Here is a 15,331-nt window from a genome sequence, read left to right on the forward strand (position 1 = left end):
ATCTATGAAATTTATATTAAATAATAGGTATATTATCTTTATTGAAAGAATATAAAGAAAAAAGTGTACTGTCATTATTTTTTAAAGCAACAAATAAAAACGAATTAAAAATTTGGTAGTTAAATTATTTATATATACCTTTGCACCCGCTTACGATAAGTAAGGGCGTTTAGCTCAGTTGGTTTAGAGCATCTGCCTTACAAGCAGAGGGTCGGCGGTTCGAATCCGTCAACGCCCACAGGGGTGTTCCCTGTAGTCTTTCGGGGTTGCGGGGAGTTTTTTAAAGGGCGTTTAGCTCAGTTGGTTTAGAGCATCTGCCTTACAAGCAGAGGGTCGGCGGTTCGAATCCGTCAACGCCCACAGCATAAATATAGAGCTTTACAACTTTTTAGTTGTGGAGCTTTTTTGTTTTTATAAGCAACCTTTAACCTTTAAATTACAAAGATTATAGCGATTTATTGCTCCCGTCTCAATTTTAAATACTAAATTTGCAAGTAAATTAAAAATAGTTTTATGGTTCTTGATATTTTAACAGCCATATCGCCAGTTGATGGACGTTATAGAGGCAAAACTGCGAAACTCGCAGATTATTTCTCAGAATTCGCACTCATACGATATAGAGTACGTGTAGAAATTGAATACTTCATATCTTTGTGTGAACTACCTTTACCACAATTAGCTACGTTCAATAAACAGGTGTTCGAGAACTTGCGCAACATCTATAAGAACTTTACAGAAGAAGATGCAGCAAGGGTAAAGGAAATAGAAAGTATTACGAACCACGATGTAAAAGCCGTTGAATATTTTATAAAAGAAGAGTTCGACAAGATTGGCGGACTTGACGCGTATAAAGAGTTTATACACTTTGGTCTTACATCACAAGACATCAACAATACGAGTGTACCTTTATCGATGCTTGAAGCATTGAAAGAGGTCTATTATCCACAAGTAGAAGAACTTATTGCACAACTCCAACAATATGCCGAAGAATGGAAAGATGTTCCTATGTTAGCTAAAACACATGGACAACCAGCCTCTCCTACTCGGTTAGGTAAAGAGATAGAAGTTTTTGTATATCGCTTGCAAGAACAGCTTGCAGGTTTAAAAACTTGTAAACTTACTGCAAAGTTCGGTGGTGCAACAGGAAACTTTAATGCACACCATATAGCTTATCCAGAATACGACTGGAAAACATTCGGCAATAAGTTCGTAAATAATTATTTGGGCTTGCAGCGTGAACAATGGACAACTCAGATAAGTAACTACGACCATCTTGGAAGCATATTTGATGCAATGCGCAGAATCAATACAATTATAATTGATTTAGACCGAGACTTCTGGCTGTACATATCTATGGAATATTTTAAACAAAAAATCAAAGCAGGCGAAGTAGGTTCAAGCGCAATGCCGCATAAGGTAAATCCAATAGACTTTGAAAACAGCGAAGGCAATCTTGGAATAGCAAATGCCATATTACAGTTCCTCGCACAGAAACTCCCTGTAAGCCGTTTACAACGCGACTTAACCGATTCTACAGTATTGCGCAACATTGGCGTACCGTTTGGACATAGCATTATATCTATCCAAAGTACATTAAAAGGTCTTCGCAAACTCATATTGAATCAAGAAAAGCTAAATGCCGACTTAGAAAATACATGGGCTGTAGTAGCAGAAGCTATACAAACTATACTGCGTCGTGAGGCTTATCCACATCCATACGAAGCTTTAAAAGTATTAACACGTACAAATGCTCACATGACGGCTGAGACTATTCACGATTTTATTCAAACATTGAATGTGAGCGACAAGGTGAAGGCTGAATTAATGGCTATCACACCACTCAATTATACCGGCATATAAACAAATAAGATATTAATAAATTGCACATTATATATATACAACGGAATTAGAAACAAAACTTAAACACAAATATAGTTAGTTTTCGACCGTGAGGTTAAGTATTATTCAAAACAAAAGAAATTCAAATTATGGCAGAAGAATTCGAGAAGAAAGAAAATCAATCTGGACAAGCTGAAGACATCAGAGAAAACAGTTCAACTACCGAACAAGGAAGTTATTATGAAAGAAGCTACCACAGCACAGGACGTCCACAACGTCCTCGTATTCAAGCACAACGTGCCTATGGAATAAACCGTGAAGACAACAAAGAGGAAGGATTTCGTCCTGAAGGCTTCGGTTCTAATCTACAAGGAGGCGGTTTAGCTGATCGTAAAACAAACTATCGACCACGTACCAACAATTATGGCAATAGCTATCAAAGTCGTCAGCAACAAGGAAGCTACCGACCACGCTATAATAATAATGGTGAAGATGGCGGTTATCAGAATCGTAATGGGTATCAAAACCGACCAAACAATTACCAAAATCGTGGTGGATATCGCCCACATTACAATATGAATGAAGGTGAAGAAGGCGGTTATCAAAGTCGCCCAACACAGAATTCATACCGTCCACGCTATAATAATGGTGAAGATGGCGGATATCAGAATCGTGGTGGATATCAAAACCGTGGTGGATATCAAAACCGTCAAGGTGGATATAACAACCGTGGTGGATATAACAACAACCATCAAGGGGGATACAATAACAATCGTCAGGGTGGATACCAAAACCGTCAAGGCGGATATCAAAACCGTCAAGGTGGATATGGACAGCAAGGTGGATATCGTCAGCACAATGCCGACTATGATCCAAATGCAAAATATTCATTCAAAAAACGTATAGAATACAAAGAAGAGAATATAGATCCAAATGAGCCATTGCGCTTAAATAAGTATCTTGCTAATGCAGGTGTTTGTTCACGCCGTGAAGCCGATGAATACATACAAGCAGGTGCTGTAACTGTAAATGGTGAAGTTGTTAAAGAGTTGGGAACAAAAATTTTGCGTTCTGACGAGGTTAAATTCAAAGACCAACCAGTTAGACTCGAAAAGAAAGTATATGTTCTCTTAAATAAGCCTAAGGATTATGTAACTACAAGCGATGATCCACAACAACGTAAAACTGTTATGGACCTTGTTAAAGGTATTTGTCCTGAACGCATATATCCAGTAGGACGACTCGACCGTAATACAACAGGTGTATTGTTGCTAACTAACGATGGTGATATAGCAAGCAAGCTTACACACCCTAAATTCTTAAAGAAGAAGGTTTACCATGTATTCTTAGATAAGCCAGTAACTCCACAGACACTTCAGCAAATATCTGATGGTATTCAGCTCGAAGATGGAGAAATAAAGGCTGATGCTATTGAATATGCTGACGATCGCGATCAAAGTCAAGTAGGAATAGAAATACATAGTGGCAAGAATCGCATTGTTCGTCGTATCTTTGAAAGTCTTGGCTACCGTGTTGTAAAGCTCGACCGTGTTCAATTTGCTGGTCTTACAAAGAAAAATCTCCGCAGAGGCGATTGGCGTTATCTCACCGAACAAGAGGTAGATATGCTTCGTATGGGAGCTTTTGAATAATAAAAGAACAAACTCCTCGTACACAACTGCTATATGAAGCATATTGTGTATGAGGATTTTTCGTAATAAAGAAATAACAATGAAAAGAACGAAAGTCGTCGATGCTTTAAGTTGCACCGACTTTGGAAATGATATTAACGTTAGAGGGTGGGTACGTTCTCATCGTAACAGTAAAGCTGTCGATTTCATTGCGTTGAACGACGGTTCTACCATTAAGAATATCCAGGTGGTTGTAGACCCATCTACAATAAATGCAGACATACTCAAAAACATAACAACAGGCGCATGTATCAGTGTAATAGGTACACTTGTAGAGAGCCAGGGTAAGGGACAAACATCTGAAATTCAGTGTAAAGAGATTGAAATTTATGGTCTTTGTCCAAGCGATTACCCTATGCAAAAGAAGGGGCAGAGCTTTGAGTATATGCGTAAGTACGCTCACTTACGCCTTCGCACAAATACATTCGGAGCTGTTTTTCGCATTCGTCATAACATGGCAATGGCAATTCACCAGTATTTCCACGAGCATGGTTTCTACTATTTCCATACACCGCTTATTACAGGTAGCGATGCTGAAGGTGCGGGAAATATGTTTCAAGTTACCACGCTCGATTTAGACCGTGTGGCAAAATCGAATGAAGTTGATTACAGTGCCGACTTCTTTGGCAAAAAAACGCATCTCACTGTTTCTGGACAATTGGAGGGCGAGCTCGGAGCAACATCACTTGGAGCCATCTATACATTTGGTCCTACATTCCGCGCAGAGAACTCTAATACACCAAGACACTTAGCTGAGTTTTGGATGGTAGAGCCAGAAGTGGCTTTTATAGACCAACAAGAGTTGATGGACTTAGAAGAAGACTTCATTAAATACTGTGTTCGTTGGGCGTTAGAACACTGTAAGGACGATCTTGAGTTTCTCAACCAAATGATAGATAAGGAACTTATTGCTCGTCTCGAAGGTGTGTTAAAAGAAACTTTCGTGCGTCTTACCTACACAGAAGGCTTTAATATATTGAAGAAAGCACAAGAAGATGGAATAAAATTTGAATTCCCTATAACCGAATGGGGAATGGACTTAAGTAGTGAACACGAACGCTACCTAGTGGAAGAACACTTTAAACGTCCGGTAATTATGACCGACTATCCAAGTCAGATAAAGTCGTTCTATATGAAGAAGAATGCTGACGGAAAAACTATGCAAGGTACTGACGTACTCTTCCCACGCATTGGCGAAATTATCGGAGGTTCTGTTCGTGAAGAAAGCTACGATAAGCTGCTCGAAGAAATACACATTCGTGGTATGAAAGAAGAAGTTTACGATTGGTATCTCGACACTCGTAAGTATGGAACGTGTCCACACGGTGGATTCGGTCTCGGTTTCGAACGTCTAATTCTCTTCGTTACTGGAATGCAAAACATTCGCGATGTAATTCCATTTGCACGTACACCAAAGAATGCAGAATTCTAAAAATAAAACCAAAAGGCGACTATCAACAAACAGATGGTCGCCTTTTTAGTAAGAACTTAAATCAATAATACACATAAACACAATTATTATGAAGCTAAAGAAAACCTTATCAAACCTTATCTTATTATCGCTGATTCTCCTAACCGGCTGTTCTGCTGAATCTATTCAAGAGGAAAATATATCGTTACAGAACTTACATGAAGGCGACTTAATGTTTGTTGTTAAAGAAGAGAGTAATCCTATTACCGATGCTACACAAGGTATTGACGGACTGAAGATTGACCATGTAGCTATATTTCATCATACCGACAGTACCGATTATGCATTAGAAGCTATCAGTAAAGGGGTTGTACTTACACCTTTAGCTAAATTTCTTGAACGTACGAAAGGAAAAGAAGGCAAACCGCTCGTTGCTATTGGAAGAGTAATTGCCGATTGCGATATGAGGGCTTCTATGAAACGAGCATTAAACTATTTGGGTAGACCTTACGATCATTTTTATATGCCCGATGACAAGGAAATATATTGCAGCGAACTGGTGCAGAAATCGTACATCGATCACCGTGGACACAATGTATTTCCAACTATCCCGATGTCTTTTCACGATGAAAATGGAAAAATATTAGATTTCTGGATTCAATTCTACTCTTTCTATCACCGTGAAGTACCAGAAGGAGAACCTGGCACAAATCCAGGACAACTATCGCGCGACAAAGCTATAAAGGTAGCTTACGATTTTTAAGTTTACACACCTTAACTACTATTTAACAAGCACTTACATAGAGAGCCATTATTCATATCGTAAAAAATTCTATTTAGCGAGCTATTGTTTACTTACAATACTTACTAAATAGAATTTTTTATGCATAAATGGTTCTGTTGTATCGAGTTAAGCACCAATATAACACTACTAAAGTTTCGCATTTGTATCCATCTCTCCCCATTTGCTTATATCGCCGCCCTTAAAATATTGTAAACACGCATTGCACATTATATCTATATATCTATGTGTGGCTAAATAGCATTTGTTTTTCTGTTTCTGCAATATCTGGGCTTAATAGAATATAGATGGGAGAAGTATTAACAGTGTTTACTGGTACTCATATTCCAAATTAAGCTCTCAGATATTTTATAAAAATTAATCAGATGTTAGACACTCTTTTTTTCAGATATCTGTCGCGTGCGTCTCAGATATCTGTCAGTTGCGTCTCAGATATCTGTCAGTTGCGAATTAGATATCACAAAAAAAAGCCTCCTTTATTATTCGATATTATACTACTTAAAAGATATTAATTCAGATGATTATTATGCATACCAGTATTATATATTGTCGCATTTTAAGTGCTATTACAAATACCTGATTAACAATATATTTCTCAGAGTTTTGTTATATCAGAATGGAAATCATTACTATCGTCCACCTTCCTAAAATATCTTCACTTCTTCTTTATTGAGTCAATATTTTTGTGTTTAGCAATTTAACAAGAGCATAATTCCTTTGAAATCAGTATGTATATTCACAACATTATTTATGGAGCAGTGCTATATTTTCAGTAGCACTTCTCTCTAACACACATCTTTCTTTTGATATAAAAATATGCTTTTTCGGTGTATAATGCAATAAACAACGGTCCTGTCCGTTTATCAAAATGTATATACAAAAACCTGTTAGGGCAGGAAAGCAAAAGAAGTTTTTTATGATAGAATATATAAAAGGTGAACTAACCGACCTTTCGCCAGCATTAGCGGTTGTTGAAGCACACGGCGTAGGCTACGGACTGAATATCTCGCTAAACACTTATAGCACAGTTCAAGGCAAGAAAAACATAAAACTATACGTACACGAAGCCATTATGACTGGCGGACGCGACGATAATTACACACTATATGGCTTTGCCACCAAACAAGAACGCTCACTCTACCGACTACTCATAACAGTATCTGGGGTAGGAGCGAACACTGCACGTATGATATTATCATCGCTCACAACAGCAGAACTCTGCAATGTAATAGCCAATGGCGACGACAAGATGCTAAAGACTGTAAAAGGCATCGGACTAAAAACAGCTCAGCGCATTATTGTAGACCTGAAAGATAAGATTGTGCAAAGCGGCATTGCCGACGAACTACACGTAAACAATCAATCTAACACATCTAATGTAAACAATGCTGTGAAAGACGAAGCAGTTGGAGCACTCACTATGTTAGGTTTCTCACCTGCCCCATCTGCCAAAGTTGTTGTTTCTATATTAACAGAACAACCAGAATTACCCGTAGAGCAAGTTGTAAAATTAGCATTAAAGCAAATAAAATAAAGAAAAGACGTAGCACATTCGTTTCCATCGCACAACACATTCCGATAAGAAAGGCTATGCAAAGTCATCGCTAATGAATCAAAGAAAATACATATTACCTATTCTTCTACTGCTCGCAGGCATTAGCTTGTTAGCATTGGGGCACTCGCTTGTAAATAGTTTGCCATTTACAAACGTGCTACAAAGCCTAATTGCGCCACCAGACACCACGAAGAAGGTAAAAGCATTAGACGTTGAACTAGAAAACGAAGACATACCCGACTCGCTATTGCACCCACGCTGGAAAGTGCAACGCACTACCCCCATTACATATAACGATTTGCAGCAAGGGTCGTACGACTTAGCCCGCCCCGAAAACCTGAAACAAAGTGTAGAATATAACGACTCGCTAAATATGTATATAATAGGTAACAAAATAGGCGATACCTATATTACTACACCTATTATGATGACTCCCGACGAGTATAGAGCATGGAGCGAGAAACGTAGCTTTGCCGACTATTACCGCCAAAAAAACAAAGAGATACTGGAAAAGAAGGGCAAAGAGAAGTTCGACTTCACAGATATGCACTTTGCACTTGGTCCTGCCGAGAAGATATTTGGTCCCGGCGGAGTACGTGTAAGAACACAAGGAACAGCCGAACTACGCTTTGGGGCTACGCTGAAGAATATAGACAACCCATCGTTACCCATCAGAAATCGTAAGATGACAACGATGAACTTCGATGAAAAGATAAATTTGAATGTGAATGGAAAGGTGGGCGACAAGGTGAATATGAACCTAAACTACAACACCGATGCCACATTCGATTTTGATGCACAAAACTTCAAGCTGCGTTACGAGGGAAAGGAAGACGAAATAATAAAACTTGTAGAAGGTGGCAACGTATCGTTTCCATCTAACAATTCGCTCGTACAAGGAGCATCATCGCTCTTTGGTATCAGAACCGATATGCAGTTTGGAAAGTTGAAGCTGCAAACAGTGCTATCGCAGAAAAAATCGGCAAACAAAAGCGTAAGTTCAAGGGGAGGAAAACAGCTTACTCCGTTCGAGATAGACGCAGCTGACTACGAAGAGAATCGCCACTTCTTCTTAGCACATACATTCCGCGAGCACTATAACGATGCTATGAAAACGTTGCCTAACCTAACAACGGGCATCACCATAAATCGCGTAGAGATTTGGGTTACCAATAAGACTGGTACAACTACCAATACACGAAACATTATAGCACTAAGCGATTTAGGCGAAAACTCAAAAATCAGCCGCACCGATTTATGGGGAAGTGGAACAGGCAACACTCCATCTAACAACGCTAATACCGAGTACAGCACCATAGCACAAGGTCACCCACAAGCACGCAACATAGACCAAGTAAATACAGTATTAGACGGTTTAGGTATGATAGGAGGAGTAGACTACGAGAAACTGTCGAACGCTCGCCTGCTCAATAGCTCCGAATATACTGTAAATCAAGCACTAGGCTACGTGTCGTTACGTACAGGTTTGCAAACCGATCAAGTGCTTGCCATTGCCTACGAATATACATCAGGAGGAGTTACCCATCAAGTTGGAGAGTTTTCGAGCGATCGAACCGATGTCTCAGAAGCACTGTTTGTAAAGTCATTAAAAAATACCAGCAGCAATCCAAAGCAAGCAAACTGGAACCTAATGATGAAGAACGTGTACTACCTTGCCTCTACAGTTGAGCGCGATAAGTTCCGTTTAGATGTAAAGTATCAGAGCGATACCGCCGGCGTTTATCTACCCTACATACCAGAGCCACAAGTAAAAAGCCAGCCAATTATAAGACTGTTAGGTGCTGATCGTTTAGACAACAACAATAATCCGCACCCAAATGGATATTACGATTATGTAGAAGGATACACCATTTCAAACGGTCGTGTGTTCTTTCCCGTTACAGAACCATTCGGCGAATATATGTACAACTATTTAGTGTCGAAAGGAGTTCCAGCAGCAAAGGCTAATAAGTATGCCTTCACAGAATTATACGATTCTACCAAAACGGTAGCGAAACAAATTGCAGAGAAAGACAAATACTTGCTCGTTGGACAATATCGTGGCACAAGTGCTAATGTTATTTCGTTAGGAGCATACAACGTTCCGCAAGGTTCGGTAGTGGTAACTGCAGGTGGAGTACGTCTGGTTGAAGGCTCAGATTATAGCGTCGATTACAATGCAGGCGAGGTTACAATTTTAAATCAAAGCATTATAGACGCCGGTACAGCGGTAAACGTTTCGTTGGAAAGTCAAAGCGACTACGGACAACAACGTAAAACAATGTTCGGATTAAATTGGGAATACGACTTCTCTAAAAACTTTATGATAGGTGGTACGTTTATGCACCTATCCGAACAAGCTCTCACAACAAAGGTAAATATGGGTGCCGAGCCACTCAATAACACCATTTGGGGATTGAACATGAGCTGGAAGAAAGAAAGTCAGTGGCTCACGAATATGCTCGATAAAATACCATTCCTGCATCTAACACAACCTTCGCATATTTCGTTCTCTGCAGAGTTTGCACAACTAATTGCTGGTCAGAGCCACGGCACACAAGACCATGCATCGTATTTAGACGACTTCGAAAATACAAAGAACACAATAGACATAAGCCAACCAACCAGTTGGGTAATATCAAGTGTACCCTCTGATTTCTCCGAATCAACAGATAAAACAACACTTAGCAGTGGATATAATCGCAGTTTGCTAGCGTGGTACAACATAGACCCACTATTTACACGACAAAGTAGTTCACTTACACCAGCCCACATCAAGAGCGATCTAGAACAATTATCTAACTTCTACGTGAGAGAGGTTTATACACGCGAACTCTTCCCTAACCGTGAACAAAGCAACTACAACGGTTCAACACCCACATTGTCAGTGCTCAATCTTGCTTACTACCCTACCGAACGTGGACCATACAACTTTAGTCCAACACTCGACATCAATGGGCGCTTACCCAATCCACGTCAAAAGTGGGGAGGTATGATGCGTAAGCTCGATACAAATGACTTCGAAATGGCGAACATCGAATATATTGAGTTCTGGTTACTCGACCCATTCATCTATTCAAATAAACAAACAGATGCCAACTTATATGGTGGCGATTTCTACATAAACCTTGGTGAAGTGTCTGAAGATATATTGCACGATGGTAAGAAGTTTTATGAAAGTGGTATGCCTGTAGATGGTAGCCAGGCATGGACAACTACGCAATGGGGCAAAATACCAACACAAACCACCATAACATACGCCTTTGCAACCACAAAGGGGAGTCGTGCATTGCAAGACGTTGGTTTGAATGGTCTGAACGATGAAGAAGAGCGTAATTTCCCTTCTTATCAAGCATTCTTAACATACGCTCGTAGCCACACCAATCAGGCAGTATTCGATTCTATTTGGGCAGACCCTGCTAACGACAACTACCACTATTTTCGTGGTTCAGATTGGGACAGAATACAAGCGCCTATACTTCAACGCTACAAATATATAAACAACCCACAAGGGAACTCGCCAGATAACGATAACCGCAACGAACGTTATGACACGTCGTACAAGTCGGGACCAGATATAGAAGACATCAATCAAGATTATACGCTCAACGAATATGAGAAATATTACCAATACAAAATAAGCATCAGACCACAAGATTTAGTAGTTGGACAAAACTACATTGTTGATAAACGAGAAACTGTTGCACCATTACGTAAAGGAGGAGGAGCACCAGAAACGTGGTATCAATTCCGTATTCCAGTGCGAGAATATCAGAAACGCATGGGTGGTATTAGCGATTTTACAAGTATTCGCTTTATGCGTATGTTCCTTACAAATTTCGAAAAACCTATCGTGCTACGTTTTGGTACGTTTGATCTTGTACGTGGAGAATGGCGCCAATACCAACAAAACCTTACCAATTCAGTATCAACATCGGGCACAATGTCTGTTGGCGCAGTAAGCATAGAGGAAAATAACGACAAAACACCAGTAAACTACGTACTTCCTCCAGGTATTTCGCGCGAGCAAGACCCATCACAACCACAATTAGTACAAAGCAACGAGCAAGCATTAGCTATGACCGTACAGAACTTAGGCTATAAAGAGTCAAAGGCTGTCTATAAAAATACTACGCTCGATATTCGTCAATACAAGCACTTACAAATGTTTGTACACGCCAATGCGCTCAAACCAAATGTTACCAACCTTTCTGATAACCAATTGGCAGTGTTCGTTCGATTGGGGTCCGACTATAAGAACAACTACTACGAATACGAGATACCATTAAAACTTACTCCTGAAAAGCAATACGATAAGTATTCGCGACAAGATTGTGAAGCGGTTTGGCCAGTAGACAATATGCTTGATGTTCCTATTTCGATATTTACAGATGTAAAGAAGAAACGCAACATTGGACGTGGAAACGGAACAGCAAGCTACAACCGAGAGTTCTCTATGTACGATGAAAAGCGTCCTTCAAATCGTGTCAGCATAATGGGTAATCCTACATTGGGCGAAATAAAGACAATGATTATAGGTGTACGTAACCTTTCGAGCAGTGAGAAAAGTGGTGAAGTATGGGTGAACGAAATGCGTTTGCTCGAATTTAACAACGAAGGAGGTTGGGCAGCACGTGGACAACTCAACATTCAACTATCTGACTTTGGAACAGTAGATATTAATGCCAGCCACAGTACCGATGGGTTTGGTGGTTTGGAGCAAGGTGTAAACGCACGTAAAAAGGAAACAAATACTGACGTTACTCTTACAACAAGTCTTGAATTAGGTAAGTTCTTCCCAGATAAGGCGAAAGTTTCTGCACCTTTATACTATAGTGTAACGAAGAGTGAAAGCCGTCCGAAGTACAATCCACTTGATACAGATATGCTGTTAGATGCTGCTCTTGATGGTGCTGCAAACCAACACGAACGCGACTCTATTGAGTCGATAGCAGTTACAAAGCGCACCACTACGAACTTTTCGCTATCAAATATGCGGGTTGGAATACAAAACAAACGCCACCCAATGCCTTACGACCCTGCCAACTTCTCGTTTTCTTACAGCCATTCTCATTCGCACACTACGGGCGAAACTACAGTGTATGAGAATGAAGACAACTGGCGTGGTGCTATAAACTACAATTGGACACCGGTATACAAGTCGCTATCTCCACTCAAACGCATCATAAAGAGTAAATCGAAATGGTTCGATATTCTTAAACGTTTCGAAGTAAATTGGCTACCACAAAACATTGCTTTTAATTCCGAAATAACGCGAAACTATTACGAGTTGCAAGAACGTGATATGGAATCAACCACTATGAACAGATTGCCATTAACCTTTAGTGAGCAATTCTTATGGAACAGAGATTTCTCTGTACGGTGGGACTTAACACGCAATCTACACATAAACTTCCAGAGTGCTACACACGCTGAAATTGAAGAGCCATACACACCTATAAATAAAGACCTCTATGCCGACCAATATCAAGCGTGGAAAGATTCTGTGTGGACTAGTTTAAAACACTTTGGTACACCGTTAGACTATCAACAAAACTTCACGCTTTCTTATCAGTTACCTCTAAATATGATTCCAATATTCGATTGGATTAACTCTGATGCTACCTACAATTCCACATATACATGGGTTCGTGGAACACGCTTAGAGAGCGGAGAGTCGTTGGGTAATATTATTACGAACAATAGGACACTGAATATAAATGGTTCGTTCAACTTAGAACGTCTCTACAACCATATTCCTTTCTTAAAAAAGACAAACGAAAGGTTCAATAAGTCGCGTCCAAGTCTTAGTAGAAATAGCTCTCTCGATAGTCGTGGACGTGTAGACGCAAGCGCCTTTAGCGAAGAGTTGAATAAAGAGTTAGGAAGAAATACGAAGAATAAGAAAGAAAACGAAGACAACAAAAAGAAAGCGCTGCCAAAGAATGCAAAAAGCTTTGAAAAAGAAGTTACAATACCTGCCGATACCGCTATTGTTGTAGCACACGCAAAGAAGACGAAACGTATTGTTGTATCGCTGAAAGATATTAACGGACATGCTGTGAAACTAAAATGGAAGAAGATGGACGAGAACAAAGTTAAGTTATACAACAAAACCGACTCTGTTCTGCGGTTAAAACTCACAGTTACTCCTAAAGAACCTCTCGACAATAAAGGTTGGTACAAAACAGCACAATGTGTGGCACGTGCCTTAATGATGGTACGAACAGTTAGCTTGTCGTATCGCAACCAATACTCTATGTCGCTACCTGGCTTTATGCCTACTATAGGCGATGCTTTCGGACAAACTCGACAGGGCGGCATTATGGCTCCAGGACTCGACTTTGCATTTGGCGTTATTGACGACGACTATATTGGAAAGGCTAGAGACAACAGATGGCTTCTTGTGTCAGACAGTATTGCTACGCCTGCTACTACAAACAAAACGGAGGATTTACAACTCCGTGCAACGCTCGAACCTATTCGCGACCTGAAAATAGACTTAAATGCCAGCCGCACCGAAACGGTTTCAAAGAGCATTCAATATATGTACGCTGGCATTCCTACCACACAAAGCGGAACCTTAACAATGACAACAATATCTATAGGAACTGCTTTCGAAAGTATGGGCAATGCTAACAACGGATACTACAGTGCCAGTTTCGACAAATTTGTTAAATCGCTCGATACCTATCGCAACCGTGTAGAAGCACAATATATAGGTGCAGCCTATCCAATGTCGATGGGCGGAGGACGATTTAACCCCAGTGTGGGTGCTGTTAATAAATATAGTGCCGATGTTATGATACCTGCCTTCTTAAACGCATATACAAGTATGGGTGGCAACGGACTAAACATATTCCCTAAACTAAAAAGTATGCTACCCAACTGGACCATTCGTTACAGTGGTCTTTCGCGTTTGCCTTTCTTCCAAAACATTTTTAAAAGCGTAAACATAAACCACGCTTATAAGAGTATTTTTGCTATCGGATCGTACCAAAGCTTTAGTACGTGGCAAGAATATATGAACGGTTTAGGATTTATTAAAGATGCAACGTCGGGAGCACCAATGCCAAGCTCTATGTATAATATAGCGCAAGTAAGCATTAACGAAGCGTTCGCTCCACTGCTTGGTATAGATGTTACATTAGAGAATAATCTGACTGCCCGTTTGGAATATCGTCAGACACGTGTCTTGTCGCTCTCTATGACAAGTGTGCAAGTAAACGAAGCAACATCGAAAGACTGGGTTATTGGTTTGGGCTATCGCATTAACAACATAAACCTATTTGGTGGTAGAAACACCAGATTGGTAAGAAACATTAAGAAAAATAGCAGCCAACAAAATCAGCAAAGTGGAAATACACAGAGCACAAACAATAGAAACAATGGTGGCATAAACCGCGATTTGAATCTCCGCCTCGATCTAAGCTATCGCAAACAAGCCGCTATTACGCGCGATATAGCCTCGCTCACGTCTGCTGCATCAAGTGGAAACACCGCCTTTAAAGCATCTTTCTTAGGCGATTATACACTTAGCCGATTTATTACGGCAAGTGTCTACTACGACATTCAAATAAATACACCATTGTTATCGTCAAGCAGTTTCCCTACAACAACACACGATTTTGGAATCAGTTTAAAGCTTAGTTTAACACGATAGCAAACGTAGCATTATGTAGGCTAATATTTATTGCACCCACATTTACACACTACCAATTCGTTATGGCTATTATGTCGGTTTAGTACAATAAGTTGCCGTCTACGTTTACAGTTTGTTCGCAGCACAATTAAAATTATCTCATAGGTTTTAAAAAAAATAGAGTCTTCATCGCCTCATATATAAGGGGCGTTCGTTTTAGATATCTGTCGCTCTCGTTTCAGATATCTGTCAGTTAAGTTTCAGATATCTGTCAGTTAAGTTTCAGATATCTGTCAGTTGAGTTTCAGATATCTGAAACTATCGTCTCACTTTAGTATGGAATTAGAGCATCTACACATTGCCTCCATTGGTGGCTATCGTAGCAACTATA

General features: G+C 40.0%; 6 protein-coding genes and 2 tRNA genes. All 8 read left to right on the forward strand.

The window, feature by feature from the left end; translation table 11 throughout:
• Positions 1 to 163: 163 nt before the first annotated feature.
• Positions 164 to 238 (forward strand) — tRNA-Val (locus tag HMPREF9144_RS07985).
• 47 nt (positions 239 to 285) lie between these two features.
• Positions 286 to 360 (forward strand) — tRNA-Val (locus tag HMPREF9144_RS07990).
• A gap of 153 nt (positions 361 to 513) precedes the next feature.
• The gene (gene purB / locus HMPREF9144_RS07995; RefSeq protein WP_006045444.1) at positions 514 to 1,860 is read left to right on the forward strand and encodes an adenylosuccinate lyase; all 1,347 of its coding nucleotides are present in this window, start codon (positions 514 to 516) and stop codon (positions 1,858 to 1,860) included.
• 128 nt (positions 1,861 to 1,988) lie between these two features.
• Positions 1,989 to 3,491 (forward strand): pseudouridine synthase, encoded by a 1,503-nt coding sequence (locus HMPREF9144_RS08000; RefSeq protein ID WP_006045445.1) that lies wholly within the window; start codon positions 1,989 to 1,991, stop codon positions 3,489 to 3,491.
• A gap of 79 nt (positions 3,492 to 3,570) precedes the next feature.
• Positions 3,571 to 4,962 (forward strand): asparagine--tRNA ligase, encoded by a 1,392-nt coding sequence (gene asnS / locus HMPREF9144_RS08005; RefSeq protein WP_040595661.1) that lies wholly within the window; start codon positions 3,571 to 3,573, stop codon positions 4,960 to 4,962.
• Between the two features lie 88 nt (positions 4,963 to 5,050).
• Positions 5,051 to 5,704 carry a YiiX/YebB-like N1pC/P60 family cysteine hydrolase gene (locus HMPREF9144_RS08010; RefSeq protein WP_006045447.1) on the forward strand — a complete coding sequence of 218 codons (654 nt, stop codon included), beginning with the start codon at positions 5,051 to 5,053 and terminating at the stop codon, positions 5,702 to 5,704.
• 955 nt (positions 5,705 to 6,659) lie between these two features.
• Positions 6,660 to 7,277, forward strand: a complete 618-nt coding sequence (ruvA, locus tag HMPREF9144_RS08015) for a Holliday junction branch migration protein RuvA (RefSeq protein WP_040595662.1) — start codon at positions 6,660 to 6,662, stop codon at positions 7,275 to 7,277.
• A 73-nt stretch (positions 7,278 to 7,350) separates the two neighbouring features.
• Complete coding sequence (gene sov / locus HMPREF9144_RS08020; RefSeq protein WP_006045450.1) at positions 7,351 to 14,961, forward strand: T9SS outer membrane translocon Sov/SprA; 7,611 nt, start codon at positions 7,351 to 7,353, stop codon at positions 14,959 to 14,961.
• Positions 14,962 to 15,331: the final 370 nt, after the last annotated feature.

Origin of the sequence: Prevotella pallens ATCC 700821 (assembly GCF_000220255.1) — a bacterium.
Classification (GTDB): Bacteria; Bacteroidota; Bacteroidia; order Bacteroidales; family Bacteroidaceae; genus Prevotella; species Prevotella pallens.